This window comes from Marinobacter sp., assembly GCF_033722735.1.
In the GTDB taxonomy this organism is placed as follows: Bacteria; Pseudomonadota; Gammaproteobacteria; order Pseudomonadales; family Oleiphilaceae; genus Marinobacter.
Genome location: NZ_JAWVYN010000016.1, coordinates 39,958 through 55,420, shown reverse-complemented (window position 1 = coordinate 55,420; position 15,463 = coordinate 39,958). Strand labels below are relative to the sequence as shown.

16 protein-coding genes are annotated in these 15,463 nt (G+C 63.3%); 10 read left to right on the top strand and 6 right to left on the bottom strand.

Annotation, left to right across the window (positions count from 1 at the left end; genetic code table 11):
- Positions 1-6: 6 nt before the first annotated feature.
- The 5 genes from R3175_RS12765 to pilG form a co-directional block, all read right to left on the bottom strand.
- Positions 7-906, bottom strand: a complete 900-nt coding sequence (locus R3175_RS12765; RefSeq protein ID WP_318944687.1) for a protein-glutamate O-methyltransferase CheR — start codon at positions 904-906, stop codon at positions 7-9.
- Between the two features lie 27 nt (positions 907-933).
- A complete protein-coding gene (locus tag R3175_RS12760; RefSeq protein WP_318944686.1) occupies positions 934-3,009 on the bottom strand; it encodes a methyl-accepting chemotaxis protein in 2,076 nt (691 codons plus the stop codon).
- Between the two features lie 81 nt (positions 3,010-3,090).
- The gene (locus R3175_RS12755) at positions 3,091-3,636 is read right to left on the bottom strand and encodes a chemotaxis protein CheW (protein WP_318944685.1); all 546 of its coding nucleotides are present in this window, start codon (positions 3,634-3,636) and stop codon (positions 3,091-3,093) included.
- A 20-nt stretch (positions 3,637-3,656) separates the two neighbouring features.
- Positions 3,657-4,019: a twitching motility response regulator PilH gene (gene pilH / locus R3175_RS12750; protein ID WP_318944683.1), complete on the bottom strand. Its 363-nt coding sequence runs from the start codon at positions 4,017-4,019 to the stop codon at positions 3,657-3,659.
- 33 nt (positions 4,020-4,052) lie between these two features.
- On the bottom strand, positions 4,053-4,445 hold the full coding sequence (gene pilG, locus R3175_RS12745) for a twitching motility response regulator PilG (protein WP_227173238.1): 393 nt from the start codon (positions 4,443-4,445) through the stop codon (positions 4,053-4,055).
- A gap of 294 nt (positions 4,446-4,739) precedes the next feature.
- Between pilG and gshB the strand changes: the two genes are divergently transcribed.
- The 8 genes from gshB (at position 4,740) to R3175_RS12705 (ending at position 11,723) form a co-directional block, all read left to right on the top strand.
- Positions 4,740-5,687, top strand: a complete 948-nt coding sequence (gshB, locus tag R3175_RS12740; RefSeq protein ID WP_318944682.1) for a glutathione synthase — start codon at positions 4,740-4,742, stop codon at positions 5,685-5,687.
- A 46-nt stretch (positions 5,688-5,733) separates the two neighbouring features.
- Positions 5,734-6,597, top strand: a complete 864-nt coding sequence (locus R3175_RS12735) for an energy transducer TonB (protein ID WP_318944681.1) — start codon at positions 5,734-5,736, stop codon at positions 6,595-6,597.
- A gap of 11 nt (positions 6,598-6,608) precedes the next feature.
- Positions 6,609-7,160 carry a YqgE/AlgH family protein gene (locus R3175_RS12730; RefSeq protein ID WP_318944680.1) on the top strand — a complete coding sequence of 184 codons (552 nt, stop codon included), beginning with the start codon at positions 6,609-6,611 and terminating at the stop codon, positions 7,158-7,160.
- A complete protein-coding gene (gene ruvX / locus R3175_RS12725; RefSeq protein ID WP_318944678.1) occupies positions 7,153-7,605 on the top strand; it encodes a Holliday junction resolvase RuvX in 453 nt (150 codons plus the stop codon). Before R3175_RS12730 ends, ruvX begins: the two co-directional genes overlap by 8 nt.
- 43 nt (positions 7,606-7,648) lie before the next feature.
- The gene (gene pyrR / locus R3175_RS12720; RefSeq protein WP_318944676.1) at positions 7,649-8,158 is read left to right on the top strand and encodes a bifunctional pyr operon transcriptional regulator/uracil phosphoribosyltransferase PyrR; all 510 of its coding nucleotides are present in this window, start codon (positions 7,649-7,651) and stop codon (positions 8,156-8,158) included.
- 30 nt (positions 8,159-8,188) lie between these two features.
- A complete protein-coding gene (locus R3175_RS12715; RefSeq protein WP_318944674.1) occupies positions 8,189-9,202 on the top strand; it encodes an aspartate carbamoyltransferase catalytic subunit in 1,014 nt (337 codons plus the stop codon).
- On the top strand, positions 9,202-10,491 hold the full coding sequence (locus tag R3175_RS12710; RefSeq protein ID WP_318944673.1) for a dihydroorotase: 1,290 nt from the start codon (positions 9,202-9,204) through the stop codon (positions 10,489-10,491). The genes R3175_RS12715 and R3175_RS12710 overlap by 1 nt, the downstream gene beginning before the upstream one ends.
- Positions 10,492-10,766: 275 nt before the next feature.
- On the top strand, positions 10,767-11,723 hold the full coding sequence (locus R3175_RS12705; protein ID WP_318944734.1) for a putative solute-binding protein: 957 nt from the start codon (positions 10,767-10,769) through the stop codon (positions 11,721-11,723).
- Positions 11,724-11,771: 48 nt separating this feature from the next.
- On the opposite strand, the gene R3175_RS12700 is transcribed toward R3175_RS12705, so the two are convergent.
- A complete protein-coding gene (locus R3175_RS12700) occupies positions 11,772-12,044 on the bottom strand; it encodes an HU family DNA-binding protein (protein ID WP_318944672.1) in 273 nt (90 codons plus the stop codon).
- A gap of 256 nt (positions 12,045-12,300) precedes the next feature.
- On the opposite strand from R3175_RS12700, the gene R3175_RS12695 reads away from it, so the two are divergent.
- Together R3175_RS12695 and R3175_RS12690 are read left to right on the top strand one after the other, a co-directional pair.
- Positions 12,301-13,362 carry a hypothetical protein gene (locus tag R3175_RS12695; RefSeq protein ID WP_318944671.1) on the top strand — a complete coding sequence of 354 codons (1,062 nt, stop codon included), beginning with the start codon at positions 12,301-12,303 and terminating at the stop codon, positions 13,360-13,362.
- A gap of 26 nt (positions 13,363-13,388) precedes the next feature.
- Positions 13,389-15,455 (top strand): TRAP transporter large permease subunit, encoded by a 2,067-nt coding sequence (locus R3175_RS12690; RefSeq protein WP_318944669.1) that lies wholly within the window; start codon positions 13,389-13,391, stop codon positions 15,453-15,455.
- Positions 15,456-15,463 lie beyond the last annotated feature (8 nt).

The following is a 15,463-nucleotide window of genomic DNA, read 5'->3' as shown; positions in this document are numbered from 1 at the left end:
CTCCGGTTATTCTTCGTCAGACTGACGTCGTATCCACGCCAGTACCTTCTCCGAGGGGACTCGTTGCAGCCCGGGTGGCTGCCAGTCGGTCAGCTCACCCTGGCCGAGGACCAGTAATCCCCCGGGTGCCAGTCGCTCTGCAAGATGCTTCACAATCTCTCGTCGCCGCCAGCGACGGAAATAAATCAGCAGGTTCTGGCAGAAAATGATGTTCATGCCGTGCATCGGAGCGTGTTTGAGATCCAGCACATTCAGTCTGGTGAAACACACCCGCTCCCGGATGCTGTCCACTATCTTCACGGAATTCTGCTCGGCCGGGCGGAAATACCGCGATGTCAATGTCTCATCCATGCCCAGTAACTTGCGGGCATTGAACAGGCCCCGTTGGGCCCGGGCGATGGCCGGTTTGCTGATGTCCGAGCCGGTCACCCCAAACAGCGGGGGCAGAGCCAACTGTTCCATGCTTTCGTTCAGCAGCATCGCCAGGGAGTAGGGTTCCTCCCCGCTGGAACAGCCCACACTCCACGCTTCCAGTGGCCGCCGCCGCAGCACATCGCGAGGGCGGGTCAGGATGTAATCGGAGACCAGGCGGCAGGCATCCGGATCCCGGAAGAAGCGGGTTTCCTGAACCGTGAGTCGATCCACCAGGGTGGACCACTCGACCACGGCTTCCGGACTGGACACGACCTTCTCGTAGTAGGCCTGGTAGCTGCCGCAACCAACCTCGCGCATGCGGATGCCGAGATTGGTCTCGAGAAACGACTTGCGCTCGACCGGCAGGGTGATGCCGGTCCGGTGTTCAAGCAGCGTCTGCCACTGGTCGAACTGCGCCTCGTCCATGTCCGGGAGTCGGTGCAGGGACCAGGTGCCGGAGGCGGTCGACAGGTCGTTGCGGGTAGCAGCCATATACCGTCACTTGCCTCCGCCCAACGATCAGGTCACCACCGGCACGTCGCTGTCTTCCTCCACCTCGCTTTCCGCCAGCTCCTCTTCCGGCAGGGTGAAGCCCGCCACCGACGACCGCAGTTCGGATGCCATTTCTGCCAGGTTCCCGATCGACTTCGCGGTGGCGTTGGTGCCGGACGAGGTCTGGGAGGTGATTTCCTGGATGACGTTCATGGTGTTGGAAATGTGCGCCGCCGACGAGGACTGCTGACGGGCGGCGTTGGAGATGTTCTGGATCAGCTCCGCGAGGTTCATCGATACGTTCTCGATTTCCTCCAGGGCGATACCCGCGTCCTGCGCCAGACGGGCACCCCGGACCACCTCGGCGGTGGTGTGTTCCATGGAGATAACCGCCTCGTTGGTGTCGGACTGGATCGTCTTGACCAGCGCCTCGATCTGCTTGGTCGCCGCGGAGGAACGTTCCGCCAGCCGCTGAACCTCGTCCGCAACCACCGCGAAGCCCCGGCCGGCGTCACCGGCCATGCTCGCCTGGATGGCGGCGTTCAGGGACAGGATGTTGGTCTGGTCGGCGATGTCGTTGATCAGCGATACGATGTCACCGATCTCCTGGGAGGATTCACCCAGTCGCTTGATCCGTTTGGAGGTTTCCTGGATCTGCTCGCGGATGTTGTCCATGCCGCGGATGGTGTTCTGTACCACTTCCGCGCCTTTCTTCGCGATCGCTACCGACCGTTCCGCTACCGCGGAGGATTCGGCGGCGTTGGAGGATACCTGGTCGATGGACACCGCCATCTCGTTCACCGCGGCGGAGGCGCCGGCGATTTCCTGGGCCTGGTGTTCGGAGGCATCCGCCAGGTGCATCGCCGTGGCCTGGGTTTCCTGGGCGGCCGAGGAAACCCGTACCGCGGTGCCCCGAATGGCCTGTACCAGGCCGCGCATCTGGTCGATCGCGTAGTTGATGGAGTCGGCGATGGCACCGGTGAAGTCCTCGGTCACCGTGGCCTCGGTGGTCAGGTCACCGTCGGCGAGGTCGGCCAGCTCGTCCAGCAGTCGCAGGATCGCGTTCTGGTTCTGTTCGTTCTGTTCCTGGGTGGTGCTCAGGCGCTCCTGGGCTTCCCGGTAGATGGTGATACCGATCAGGATCACGATGCCGATCATAACCGCCAGGATCATGAAGGCGAGGGTGGGGCCGACCAGCCGGGAGCCGGCATTGTTCCGGAACTGGTCGGACAGCAGGGAGATGTCGTCCAGCAGGGTCTGGGAGTTCTGGAAGATGTCACTGGCGGCGGTCCGTACCTTGAAGAGGTCGGGAGAAGCTTCAAGGATGGCGTCAACGTTCTGGGACACGAACTCGAACAGCTCGGCCACCGCTTCCAGGCCGTAGATGGCGTCTTCGTCGTTCACCCGGGAGATGCCCATGGCCGGGTTGCCTTCCATCTGGCCCTGCAGTACCCGGCCAAACAGGCTGGCGTCACGGCCGAAGCGGTCGGCGGCGATGACCGCGTCTTCATCCCCGGACAGTACGTTGTTGACCGAGCGCACGATCCGTTCCGCCAGCAGCGACTGGCGTTGGGCCAGGGCGATCTGTTCCGCCGGCGCGTTGTTGTCCAGCAGGATCTGGACGATGTCGTCGTATTCCACCTGCAGCTGCGGGATGGTCTCGTTCAGGGTCTGCGCCACTTCGTGCAGGCCCAGTACCGCATCCTGGGTGGAGAGAATGTTGTCGGCGTTGCTGCGAACGGCGTTCCAGTGTTGCTGTACGCCGCTGTTGACAGCCAGTTCACTGGCGGGCAGGCCGGTCTCCGGGTTGCCTTCGACGAGGTAGCTCCACAGCTTGGCGAACTCGTCACGGGAACGCCGCAGCTGGTCGAAAGCCTCCTCAGTCCCTCCAGCTGCCTCGGTGGCGTTCTTCGCGATCTCTTGGGAGAGCACCCTGAGCTCAGAGGTGTGGGCAATGTATTCCTGGTCGTTCTGGCTGTCTCTGTTGATGATGAACAGGACCACAACGAGCAGGACGGTCAACGCGATCAGCGCGGCAATCAGGCCGGCGACGAGCTTGTTGCCGCCCTGACCCATGCTGATACTTCCGGCTCTTTTTTTCATCTTCTGGCTCCCGGCCTTTTTTCTCGGCAAGTTAGGTTCTGAGGTTTTCAAGGGTGGAGGGTGATGCACCTGCCATCGTCATCACCACTGGGCAACATCCAGAAAGCGCTCGTCACCGACCAGTTCCACGGTCGAGAACACCTTCCAGCTTTCTTCGTTGCGTTCGTAGCCGCCCCGGACGAAGGGCTGCACAATCTCGGGGACGCCCGGGGGATCGCTCACGTAGCTGTCTGCCGCGAAGTACTGCATGCCGGCGACCCCATCGACCACGAGGCCGCTGAACACATCGCCCTGCTCGATCACCAACACCCGGCGTTCCCGCGCGCTGCGGGAACTGCGGGGCAGGTCGAAGAAGTGAGCCAGGTCGATCAGCGGCAGCAGGCGGCCGCGAACATTGGCGGCCCCCAGCATAAAGGCACGAACCCCCGGTACATGGGTGTAGCGGGGGACGTGGAGGATTTCGACGACTTCGCCCATGGGGGCGACATAGTTCTGCCCGGCCAGCACAAACCCGATGCCATTCCACAGTTCGATGGCTTCCTGCTGCTCTGGCAGGCCGGCGGCCATGGCGCGGCTGCGCTGGGCGATATCCGTCAGAACGGCAAAAGGGGCGGCCTGGGCGGACATGCTTACTCCACGATGAGGGATCAGGCGATGAGACTGTTGATCGTCTTGATCAGGTCGTCTTCGTTCACGGGTTTGACCAGGTAACCCTTGGCACCCTGGCGGGTGCCCCACACCCGGTCGGTTTCCTGATCCTTGGTGGTGACGATCACCACCGGAATGGCGGCGGTTTCCGGGGCCCGGGTCAGCTGCCGGGTGGCCTGGAAGCCGTTGAGTCCGGGCATGACCACGTCCATCAACACCAGGTCCGGGGTTTCCGAGCGCGCCTTGGCTACGCCGTCGGCACCATTGTCGGCGGTCAGCACCTCGTGCTTGTGTTTTTCAAGGATGCTGGAGATCTTCTTAACCTCGGTCGGTGAATCGTCAACGATCAGAATACGGGCCATGGTTTCCTCAATAGTTCTTGGCGTCGGTCGGCGTTATTGTTCCGCTTGCGGAACGTATTGGCGAATGGTGTTAAGCAGCTCGTCTTTGCTGAACGGCTTGGTCAGGTATTGATCCGACCCGACAATGCGGCCTTTGGCCTTGTCGAACAGGCCGTCCTTGCTGGAGAGCATGATGACCGGCGTTTTCTTGAAGGCGGAGTTGTTCTTGATCAGTGCGCAGGTCTGGTAGCCGTCCAGTCGGGGCATCATGATATCGACAAAGATGATGTCGGGCTGGGAATCGGCAATCTTGGCGAGAGCGTCAAAGCCGTCAGTTGCAGTAATGACCTCACAGCCAACCTTCTTGAGAAGGGTTTCGGCGGTGCGACGAATGGTCTTGCTATCGTCGATCACCATGATCTTCAGATTTTCGAAGTTGTCATCCATTGTGCAACTGCCTTGCGCTCGAAGATGTCATTATTTTGGTTCAGGGTTTTAACACACAATTTAACGGTGTTCTATAAGCCACGCTTATTTATAGAGTATCGATGGCCTGAGAAAAAGCACAAGTTTGTGACCAATTGTACCCATGCCCCTCGGTTCACGTTCCGATAAAAGGCCAGTAACCCAGTGCAATCGAATTAAGGGTAAACTACCATCAGTGACCTCAGCATAGCACCAATTAAGACCATCGCTCTGCTGACCGGTTCCTGTTTTCAACAATCGATTTGACGAGGCGCTATGACCGTTCGACTCGGGATCGTGATGGACCCCATCGAAGCCATCCACTACAAGAAAGACAGCTCGCTGGCCATGCTCTGGGCCGCCCAGAATCGTGGCTGGCAGATTGAGTACATGGAGCTGCCGGACCTGTATCTGTCGGGTGGCCAGGCCCGGGCCCACACCCGCGACCTCACCGTGCACAGGAATCCGGACGATTGGTTCAGCTTCGGTGCCAGCCAGGACCGGGCCCTGGGGGAGCTGGACGTGATCCTGATGCGCCAGGATCCGCCGGTGGACCGTGAGTTCCTGATGGCCACGTACATCCTGGACGCCGCCCAGCAGCAGGGCGCGCTGGTGGTCAATCCCCCGGCCACCCTGCGGGATTGCAACGAGAAGCTGTTTGCCACCCAGTTCGAAGACCTCACGCCGCCGCTGATCGTCACCCGCTCCGCGCGCCGCCTGCGGGAATTCTACGCCGAGCACCGGGACGTCATCATGAAACCGGTGGACGGCATGGGGGGGCGCTCCATCTTCCGGGTGAAGGAGGATGATGCCAACCTGGGGGTCATCATCGAGACCCTGACCAACCACGGTGCCCACCAGGCCATGGCGCAGAAGTTCGTGCCCGAGATCCGGGACGGCGACAAGCGCATCCTGCTGATCGACGGCGAGCCCATTCCCTTCGCCTTGGCGCGCATTCCGTCGCAGGGGGAGAACCGGGGCAACCTGGCCGCCGGTGGCCGCGGTGAGGGGCGCGAGTTGACCGCCCGCGACCGGGAAATCTGTGATCGCGTGGCGCCGGTGCTCAAGGAGAAGGGGCTGATCTTTGTCGGTATCGATGTCATCGGCGACTACCTCACCGAAATCAACGTCACCAGCCCCACCTGCATCCGGGAGCTGGACGCGGCCTTCGGCATCGACATCGCCGGTCAGTTGCTGGATGCCATCGAGCGTCGTCTGAGGTAACCGGGGCGTTGGCGAACAACATGCGGAATCGGGAAAGCTAGCGAGCATGGCGGTTCAGGTCAGTGATTTCGATCGTTTTTCTTTCACCCTCTTCATGGCGTTGGCGGTGCATGCGGTGTTGGTTCTGGGCATTACCTTTGTTCCGGAGCCGCCGTCATCGTCGGCACAGACCATGGAGATCACCCTGTCCCAGTTCGACGATGAAGTGGCGCCGGACGAGGCGGATTTCCTGGCCCAGACCAGCCAGCAGGGCAGCGGGACCGAGGCCGAGGCCCGCGAGCTGACCAGTCCCCAGCCGGCGGAAGTGCCCGATACCGCCCAGCAGCCGGTGCAACCGGTGCCCCCCTCGCAGACGGCCCCGGCGCGCCGCAGCGAACGCCAGGTGGTGCAGACCCAGGGCCGCAGCACCCGTCGGGTGGCGTCACCGGAGCAGGCCCGGGAGCCGGATGAGGCGTTGCCGGTCAGCCGGCGCAGGAGCCTGATGGAACGCAGCCTGGAAATCGCCAGCCTGGAGGCCCGCTTCGATGCCCAGCGCCAGGCCTATGCCCGTAAGCCGCGGGTACTGCGGGTCACCGCCGCCACCACCCTGCGGTCGGACAACGCCTGGTACGTGCAGAACTGGATCAGCAAGGTGACCCGGGTGGGCAACATCAACTATCCGGCGGAAGCGCGACGCCAAGGCATTCACGGAACCCTGAGAATGCTGGTATCTCTGCGTAAGGATGGCACAATTAAGGAAGTGGCCATCCTGGAGTCGTCCGGCAGCACGGTACTGGACGATGCCGCCATCCGGATCGTCCGGCTGGCGGCGCCGTTTGCGCCCTTTACCGAGAAAATGCGGGAGCAGAATGATGAGATTGAAATTATTCGTACCTGGTCCTTCCAGCCCCGCGGTCTGAGTTCCGGATAACGGTGGCGACAATGACTGACAACAGCTTGCGCGATCATTTCCTGATTGCCTCTCCCTATCTGGAAGATCCCCGTTTCCACGGTTCGGTGATCTACCTGTGCGAACATTCCGACGAGGGCGCCCTGGGCCTGGTACTGAATCAGCCGCTGGATATCCAGTTGGGCGAGATTCTGGAGCAGTTGGACCTGGATGGCGCCGATCTCGAACTGCCGGTCTTCCTGGGCGGGCCGGTCCAGCCGGAGCGGGGGTTCGTCCTGCACAACCCCGGTACCACCTGGCAGAGTACCTCGCCGGTCAGCGGCGGCGTGACCCTGACCACCTCCCGGGACATCCTCAAGGCGATCGGCGAGGGCACCGGTCCGGAGGACTTTGTGGTGGCGCTGGGGTACTCCGGTTGGGGCGAAGGCCAGCTTGAGGACGAGCTGGCCAGCAATTCCTGGCTGACCTGCCCGGCGAGCCCGGACCTGCTGTTCCATACCCCCTGGCAGGACCTGTACGCCGCGGTGCTGGCCGGCATGGGCATTGACCTGAACCAGCTCAGTGAATCGGTGGGCCATGCCTGAGTCGTCCCAGCGCCAGGTATTGGCCTTTGACTTCGGCACCCGCCGGATTGGCGTGGCGTTCGGGCAGGAATTGCTCGGCACCGCCCGACCGGTCACCCTCCTGTCCGCCCGCGATGGCATTCCCGATTGGCAGCAGATAGGTCAACTGATCACTGAATGGCGGCCGGATCAGCTGGTGGTCGGCTTGCCCCTCAATATGGACGGCACCGAGAACGACATGTGTGCCCGGGCGCGCAAGTTTGGCAAGCGGCTCCATGGCCGGTTTCATTTGCCGGTCGCCATGGTGGACGAGCGTCTCACCAGCTTTGAGGCCAAGGGCGAGGTGATGGCGGAGCGTGGGGCGCAGGATTTTGGCCGCAACGGCATCGATGACCTGGCCGCGGTGCTGATCCTGGAAACCTGGTTCAATCAGGAGCAGGACCGGCGCCGCTCGGTCGACGGTTGACCGCCGGAGCCCCCCAACATAGAAACACGGACGCGAGGATGCAATGACAGCACTGCTAGATATGGACTCGTTGCTCGATGAGCTGGAACAGGCGCTGCGCAACCAGCTGGCCCGGCGCGGGGTCGACACGCCGGTACTGATTGGCATCCGCACCGGCGGGGTCTGGATTGCCGACCTGCTGCACAAGCGGCTCGGCCTGACCGAGCCCCTGGGGGAGTTGGATATTTCCTTTTACCGGGACGATTTCAGCCGCATCGGCCTCAACCCCAGGGTCAAACCGTCCCATCTACCGTTCGAGACGGAAGGCCGCGACATCATCCTGGTGGACGACGTCATCATGAGTGGCCGCACCATTCGGGCGGCAATGAACGAAATCTTCGATTATGGCCGCCCAGCGAGTATCATCCTCGCCACCCTGATTGACCTGGGCAGCCGCGAGCTGCCAATCCAGCCCGATGTGGTGGCCCAGTCACTGTCCCTGGCAGCGTCCCAGCGCGTCAAGCTGAGAGGGCCGGACCCACTGCGTGTGGAAATGCGGGACGCGAACGCCTAGGCGGCAGCACCACTCTGATACAGGCAAACTATGACGGTACACAACCCCCCTTCCGATTCGCTGCAGCTGACCGGGGACGGTCGGCTCAAGCATTTTTTGACCCTGGACGGCCTGGGTCGGCCGCTGTTGACCGACATTCTGGACACCGCCGATTCGTTCATCGAAGTGGGTGAACGCACCATCAAGAAAGTCCCGTTGCTGCGGGGCAAGACCGTGGTCAACTTGTTCTTCGAGTCCAGCACCCGCACCCGAAGCACCTTCGAGTTGGCGGCCAAGCGGCTGTCGGCGGACGTCCTCAACCTGGACATCAGCACCTCGGCCACCTCCAAGGGCGAATCCCTGTCCGATACCCTGCTTAACCTCGAGGCCATGGCCAGTGACATGTTCGTGGTGCGTCATTCCCAGAGCGGAGCCCCGCACTTCATTGCCGAGTCGGTCACTCCGGGGGTCGCCATCATCAACGCCGGCGACGGCCGCCACGCCCACCCCACCCAGGCAATGCTGGACATGCTCACCATCCGCCAGCACAAGGGCGGGTTTGAGGGGCTGCGAGTGGCCATCGTCGGCGACATCCTGCACTCCCGGGTGGCACGCTCGCAGATTCGGGCCCTCAATACCCTGGGTGCGGCCGAGGTCCGGGTGATCGCCCCGGGGACCTTGCTGCCCAGCGATGTCGAGAGCCTGGGCTGCCGGGTCGAATACGACATGGCCCGCGGCATGCGGGATCTGGACGTGGTGATCATGCTGAGGCTGCAGAAGGAGCGCATGGAGGGGGCGTTATTGCCCAGCGAGCGGGAGTTCTATCGCCTCTATGGGCTGAGCCGGGACAAGCTGGCCCTGGCCAAGCCGGATTGCATTGTGATGCACCCGGGCCCAATTAACCGGGGGGTGGAAATCGAGTCGGCGGTGGCGGACGGGCCGCAGTCGGTGATCCTCAACCAGGTCACCAACGGGATCGCCGTGCGCATGGCGGTCATGTCGATGGCGATGAGTGGCCAGGTGGCGGAACGGGGACGTAACCTGCAAGGGGGAGACGCGGCGTGATGAGCGGACAACAGGGCAGTATCCGGATTGTTGGCGGCCGTCTGCTGGATGCCTCCCGTGACGGCGAGCAGCAGACGCTGCTGATTCGCGACGGCCGGATCACGGCGGTGGGCCCGGCGGCGGAGCAGGGCGAGGCCGAGCGGGTCATTGACGCCAGTGGCTGCACGGTGACACCGGGCTTTGTCGACCTGAACTGCAACCTGCGGGAGCCGGGTAACGGTCAGAAGGGCAACATTGCATCCGAAAGCCGGGCCGCCGCCCGCGGTGGTTTTACCACCGTGTGCACCTCGCCGCAGACCTCGCCGGTGAACGATTCCAGCGCGGTCACCCGAATGATCCGCGAGGTGGCCGAGGCCCAGTCGCCGATCCGGGTGCTGCCGGTCGGGGCGGTGACCCGGGGGCTGGCGGGCGAGCTGCTGAGCGACATGGCCGGGCTGGCTGCGGCCGGTTGCGTGGCCCTGGGCAATGGCTCGTTGGCGGTCAGCAACGCCCGCATCCTGCGCCGCTGCATGGCCTACGCCCGAACCCACGACATCACCCTGATGATGGCGCCGGTTAACGACGCCCTGGCGTCCGATGGCTATGCCCACGACGGGCCGGTGGCGACCCGCCTCGGTCTGTCGGGCATTCCCGAGGTCGCCGAGACCACCGCCGTGATGGAGCTGCTGCTGCTGGCGGAGGAAACCGGCGTACGTTTGCACCTGAGCCAGCTGTCCTGCGGCCGCAGTGTCGACATGGTGGCGGAGGCGCAGCGCCGTGGCGTGGCGGTGACCGCCGATGTGGCGATGCACCAGTTGCTATTTACCGAAGAGGCCCTGGCCGGGTTTGACAGCCGCTTCCACGTGCAGCCACCGTTGCGCACCGAAGCCGACCGGCAGGCGCTGCTGGCGGGGGTTCGCGAGGGTGTCATCGGCGCCATTGTCAGCCAGCACCAGCCCCACGATTCGGCGGCCAAGCAGGCTCCGGTTGGTGCCACGGAGCCGGGGTTGTCCACGGTGGAGAGTGTGCTGTCCATGGGCTTGCACCTGGTGCGGGACGGTGAACTGGACGAGCAACAGCTGGTCCGGTCGCTGACTGCCGGGCCGGCGTCGGTATTGGGCCGGGCGGCCAGCCTGGACGAGGGGGCGGTGGCGGATCTGTGTGTGTTCGATCCGCAAGCCTGCTGGCGGGCGGACGACCAGACCCTGGTGTCGGTCGGCAAGCACGCGCCGATACGGCAGCAGGACCTGTTCGGTGTGGTTCGCTCGACCTGGTGTGACGGTCGTGAGGCCTGGCGTTGCCAAGGCTGATCACGAGACAGGAATGAGGCAGGCGTTACGGGGCGCTTGTCGAATTCGTCACAGATTCTTGTATTTTTGCTTAAGTGCCCTTGAAGCCAGGCACCTGTGCCAACGTATTCTTGTCCTGGCCGATCTAGGCTCGAACCAATAAGGATGTCGGGCGCCGGTGTGAAGGCAGACTCTCCCGGCGCCCCACAACAATAATCTCAGGAGTAATCCCCGTGAAACCACGTACAGCTCTGCGCCGGGCGGCTGCAGCGACCGCTCTGCTGACCAGCCTGGCCATGCCGGCCCTGGCACAATCCGACCAGCAACCCCTGGAACGCAGCTTCTGCGTGTTCGACCCCGTGGGCGCCAACGGTCCCCTGTTCGCCATCACCAAGACGTTTCAGCCGGTTGCCCTGCGTGAAGGCATCAAGCTGAACCTTCGCGCCTACACCGATGAGAAAGTGGCCGCCGAGGACTTCAAGGCCGGGCAGTGCGATGCGGTCCTGCTGACCGGCACCCGGGCGCGGGAATTCAACCGCTTCACCGGCAGTCTCGAAGCCATGGGCGCCGTGCCCGGCGAAGAGGAAATGCGCCTGCTCTACAATACCCTGGCACAGCCCAACGCCCGCCAGTTCCTGATCAACGGCAACTACGAAGTGGCCGGTGTGTTCCCCGGCGGTGCCGTGTACCTGCACACCCGTGATCGTGCCATCGATACCGTGGAGGAACTTCAGGGCAAGAAGGTGGCTACCCTGGATTTCGACGAGGCCTCCCTGCGTATGGTGCGCCACGTGGGGGCCTCGGTGGTGGGCTCGAATTCCGCCAACTTCGCCGGCAAGTTCAACAACGGCAGTGTCGATCTGGCCTACGCTCCGGCGGTGGCCTACACCCCGCTGGAACTCTACAAGGGCGTCAGCCCCAATGGTGGCGTGTTCAAGTACGCCCTTGCCTACATGAACTTCCAGGTCATCATCCATCGTGACCGTTTCCCGGACAACGCCGGCCAGATGGTGCGGGACGAGTCCGCCAAGCGGATCGATCAGGCCTACGACATCATTGCCCAGGCCGAGTCAGAGATTCCCGAAGACGTGTGGATGCTGCCGCCGGAAGACGACGTGGCCGAGTACGACAAGATGTTGCGGGAGGTGCGGCTGTCGTTACTGGAGGACGGTGTCTACGACGAGCGGGCTATCCGCCTGATGAAGGCAATCCGCTGCCGGGTGGACGGCAGTCGCGCGGAGTGTTCTTCCTGAGGTACGGCATGCAATTGGGCCCGCCCGGAACCGGCCGGGCCCGAGCGATTATTTGAGGGCGTCCTTGAGTGCCTTGCCTGCCTTGAAACCGACAGTCTTGCTGGCGGGAATCTGGATGCTGGCGCCGGTTTGAGGATTGCGGCCGGTTCGGGCGTCCCGCTGACGAACGTTGAAGGTGCCAAAGCCAATCAGGGTGACATCGTCGCCCCGGGCGGTGGCTGCGGAGACCTGGTCGGTGAAGGCCGTGATGACTTCGCTGGCTTTTTCCTTGGTCAGGCCGGTTTGTTCTGCGATTGCAGCGGCAAGATCGGGTTTGCGCATCGATTGCTCCTTGTTGTTGTTCGTGGGTCGGGCTGGCGGCACGCCGCGCCACTGACCAAAGAGTTAGTCGTTTCTCCGGCAAAGTCAATCGAGGGCTGGCCGGATTTTGGGCCGGGCTTTCGCTTTGAGGTGCCGGTCTCACAAAATAAGCCGATTTCTGGCGATAATCACTGCCCGGTTACAAGGCGTAACAAAAGGGTGGGCCAGACAGGATCGGCAAGCCCACAAAAACAAGTATGAAAAGGTGACGAGTTCTATGACCGGTATCCAGCAGTTTTTCCAGCGTACCAGCGAGCAGTTGCAGCGATTCCGCGGTGTGGCGGCGGGCGTTGCCGTGAGCGTGGCCCTGAGCGGCTGCGGGGTGGTCAATCACATGGTGTACAAGACCACCGGGGACGTGATGCAGGGCTTCGCCAAGTCCCACACCATGCCCTATCTGCTGGAGAGCGGCGATCTGGCCATGGGCTGCGCGATGAGTGAGGCCACCTCGCCCCTGCTGATGTCCTTCGGACGGGTGACCGCCGATCCGGACCAGCTGGCGGTCATGCTGTACCTCACCGCCGGTGGCTGTGCCGAGGAAGAGGCCCGGGAGCATGAGCTGGAGGGGCTGATGGCGTTGCACTCGCTGAAGGCCGAGGCGGCCGAGGATGCGATGATTCGCCAGAAACGGGCCCACGCCCTGGCCGCACAACGTTATTACCAGGCCTGGAAGCATCACAACACCTACTACGGTCACCCGGACGAAAGCGAATGCCCGGACTTTGACGAGGACATGGACGAATTTGTCTACATGGCCGGCCTGCTGACCGGGTTGCAGGCCCTGGCCGCCGAGATCCAGTCCACCTCGTCCATCGGCGTGCCGAAAAACATCGGTTCCACCGTGGCTCGGGCCACCAGCTGCCTGAACAACGAGAAGTGGTGGGGGGCGCCGATGGCCCTGCGTGCGACCATCTGGGCGATGATCCCCGGCGCCCTGCCTGAGGGCGAAGACGCCTTTGAGCGTCTGGAGATGGCCGACCGTCAGGGCGAGGAAGCCGGGGTTCGGCTCAGCCACGTGTTCCACGCCCTGGCCGCCATGAACAAGGGTGACAACGAGCGTCTGCGGGACGTTATCCGCAACCACGCCGATGCCATCGAGGCGAAGCCCTCGAACGAGGAGTGGACCATGGTCGACAAGATCGCCACCCAGATGATTGTGGGCATTTCCGACCGCCTGTGGGTGGAGAACACCGGCCATCGGACCCCGTTCGGGCAACTGGGAACCTTCTGGGACGACCAGTCGGACGCCGAAGTGATGGATCTGGATAGCCTGCTGTGAGCCACCGAACCACTGGATCCGCGTCCATGTCCTGGTTGCCGATCAGCCGCAGTGCCCGCGAGTGGTTTTCATCGCTGCCGGCCTGCATCCTGCTGCTGGCGGTGGTGATCTTCTCCACGTCGAGCGATGTCCACAACCAGATGCTGCGTGGTGGGGAGCAGTTGTGGAGCGGCTACTACAAGCTGCGGGTGGATCCGGTGGAGCCCACCTGCGATCCCAATCGCAACGTCGAAGCGGCGGTTGCCGCGGAAATGGCGAAAGAGAGCGACCTTGGCGCCATGGCGTCCCTGCTGGGGGAGGCGGAAAAGGATCCCGCGGACGTGCGCCGCTCCATTGAGCGTTCGATTGCGGACTGCCGGGCCAGCCACGCCACCTATCAGGAAATCAAGGACAAGCTGACGCCCACCGTCCGGGTCTACCGGGCGGTCGAGCTGTTCGTGGCCGATCTGATCGCCTTCGGGCTGGAGTCCCAGCGCTACATCCTGATCGTGCTGGTGATGCTGTGTGCGGCCACCGCCACCCTGACCCGTCACCACATCGCGATGCGGGCCATGGAAACCCGGCTCGACCACACCGTTTCGCTGACTCTGCAGACCATCGCCAACGCCATGCTGCTAGGGTCCAGCCTGATTTTCCGCCAGACCACCGTGGGCGCGGATGCAGCCGTGAGTGACGAGGAGCTGCTGCTGCACAACCTGTGGATCACTGGCTTTGCCGCGCTGACCCTGGCCAGCCTGTATCGGCTGTTCCGGGTGCCGGAGGGGCTGAGCGAAGGGGGCAGCCTCAACAAGGCGCTGCTGGCGGTGCCGTTGTATACCGTCATGTGCCTGATCTCGGGCACCTATTTCGCCCTGATTGGCCACGCCTCCGGCATCGGCATCTACCTGGGCAAGATGATGGAGCTGGCGGACATGTTCCTCAATGTCGGCCTCTATGTCTGGGTGGGGATGATGCTCAAGCAGACCCGGCTGGCGACCCTGGTGTTCAACGTCTTCCGTCCCTGGCGGCTGCCGCCGGAAATGCTGGCGGTGGTGGCGGTATTGGTGGCCGCAATTCCCACGGCCTACACCGGCGCTTCCGGCATCTTCGTGATCGCCGCCGGTGCCGTGATCTACAGTGAGCTGCGGGCTGCCGGGGCGCGCCGGCAGCTGGCGCTGGCTGCCACCGCCATGTCCGGTTCCCTCGGGGTAGTGCTGCGCCCCTGTCTGCTGGTGGTGGTGATTGCCTACCTCAACCGGGAGGTGACCACCGACGAGCTGTTTGGCTGGGGCATCTGGGTGTTTGTGCTGACTGCGGCGATGTTTACCAGCGTGGCACTGGCGGTCAATCGCCAGAGCAAGTTTGATCTGGCGCCAGCGGCGGAGGCCATGCCGGCCATGCTGGCCGCCTTGCGACCGTTGATTCCCTACGTGCTGGTCATTACCGGGGTGGTGCTGTTCTACCGCTTTGCCCTGGAGGTGCGGATGGACGAATTCTCCGCGCCGCGGCTGTTGCCGGTGATTCTGCTGGCGATCCTGCTGTTTGAGCACTTTACCCTGAAGGGGCGCCAGGAGGCCGGGGCCAAGGCGATCAATCACCAGGGGCTGGAGCGTAGCCTGCGTGGCGCCACCAATGACACCACCGCGGAGATCGGGGCGCTGTTGCTGCTGCTGGGGCTGTCGGTCAGCATCGGTGGGGTGATCGAGCGCTCCCACATCATGGAGACCTTCCCCCAGGCCTTCGACAGCGCCTGGTCGGCCATGCTGCTGATGGTGGTGATCCTGGTGGTGCTGGGCATGATCATGGACGCCTTCGGCGCGGTCATCCTGGTCTCCGCCACCGTGGCGACCATCGCCTACGGCAGCGGTATCCACCCGGTGCACTTCTGGATGGTGACCCTGGTGGCCTTCGAGCTGGGCTACCTCAGCCCGCCGGTCGCGCTGAACCACCTGTTGACCCGCCAGGTGGTGGGTGAGGCGGAAGTACTGGCCGCCCAGCGGGAGACCGGCACCTTCTACCAGCGCCACGAACGCATCATCATGCCGCTGATTGCCATGGGCATCTCGCTGGTGCTGGTGGCATTTGTGCCGCTGCTGTTCTACGCCAACGGATAGCGTCGATT

Coding starts and splice junctions, on each gene's coding strand:
- R3175_RS12765 (WP_318944687.1), bottom strand. CDS start 906: ATGGCTGCTACCCGCAACGACCTGTCGACCGCCTCCGGCACCTGGTCC.
- R3175_RS12760 (WP_318944686.1), bottom strand. CDS start 3,009: ATGAAAAAAAGAGCCGGAAGTATCAGCATGGGTCAGGGCGGCAACAAG.
- R3175_RS12755 (WP_318944685.1), bottom strand. CDS start 3,636: ATGTCCGCCCAGGCCGCCCCTTTTGCCGTTCTGACGGATATCGCCCAG.
- pilH (WP_318944683.1), bottom strand. CDS start 4,019: ATGGCCCGTATTCTGATCGTTGACGATTCACCGACCGAGGTTAAGAAG.
- pilG (WP_227173238.1), bottom strand. CDS start 4,445: ATGGATGACAACTTCGAAAATCTGAAGATCATGGTGATCGACGATAGC.
- gshB (WP_318944682.1), top strand. CDS start 4,740: ATGACCGTTCGACTCGGGATCGTGATGGACCCCATCGAAGCCATCCAC.
- R3175_RS12735 (WP_318944681.1), top strand. CDS start 5,734: ATGGCGGTTCAGGTCAGTGATTTCGATCGTTTTTCTTTCACCCTCTTC.
- R3175_RS12730 (WP_318944680.1), top strand. CDS start 6,609: ATGACTGACAACAGCTTGCGCGATCATTTCCTGATTGCCTCTCCCTAT.
- ruvX (WP_318944678.1), top strand. CDS start 7,153: ATGCCTGAGTCGTCCCAGCGCCAGGTATTGGCCTTTGACTTCGGCACC.
- pyrR (WP_318944676.1), top strand. CDS start 7,649: ATGACAGCACTGCTAGATATGGACTCGTTGCTCGATGAGCTGGAACAG.
- R3175_RS12715 (WP_318944674.1), top strand. CDS start 8,189: ATGACGGTACACAACCCCCCTTCCGATTCGCTGCAGCTGACCGGGGAC.
- R3175_RS12710 (WP_318944673.1), top strand. CDS start 9,202: ATGAGCGGACAACAGGGCAGTATCCGGATTGTTGGCGGCCGTCTGCTG.
- R3175_RS12705 (WP_318944734.1), top strand. CDS start 10,767: ATGCCGGCCCTGGCACAATCCGACCAGCAACCCCTGGAACGCAGCTTC.
- R3175_RS12700 (WP_318944672.1), bottom strand. CDS start 12,044: ATGCGCAAACCCGATCTTGCCGCTGCAATCGCAGAACAAACCGGCCTG.
- R3175_RS12695 (WP_318944671.1), top strand. CDS start 12,301: ATGACCGGTATCCAGCAGTTTTTCCAGCGTACCAGCGAGCAGTTGCAG.
- R3175_RS12690 (WP_318944669.1), top strand. CDS start 13,389: ATGTCCTGGTTGCCGATCAGCCGCAGTGCCCGCGAGTGGTTTTCATCG.